The sequence below is a fragment of the Paraburkholderia sp. BR10954 genome (assembly GCF_040965775.1).
Lineage (GTDB): Bacteria > Pseudomonadota > Gammaproteobacteria > Burkholderiales > Burkholderiaceae > Paraburkholderia > Paraburkholderia youngii.
Window position 1 is genome coordinate 1 of the sequence record NZ_JBFRCK010000357.1, and the last position, 233, is coordinate 233.

1 pseudogene is annotated in these 233 nt (G+C 69.1%); it reads right to left on the bottom strand.

The annotated features are described in order from the left end of the window. Positions 1-233, bottom strand: a pseudogene (locus tag AB4Y34_RS42550) (non-ribosomal peptide synthetase module); the annotation flags it as partial.

Genomic DNA, 233 nt, shown 5'->3' on the forward strand with positions numbered 1-233 from the left:
CCATAGCTCAGTCTCTCGTTCTCATGCACCAGCGCCACCGCCTCCGGTGCCCGGCGCACCTGCGCCTCGAACAGCTCATGGATGCACCGCTCCGACGGATACGCCGCCTCCGTGCGGTTCAGCTCCTCCAGCAGATACCGGCGCTCCGCCGCCGGCAGGATGTCGATGCGCTCCACCGGCTGCCCCGCGTCCGCAACCATCGCCCGCAGCAGCGCCAGCAGATAATCCCGCTG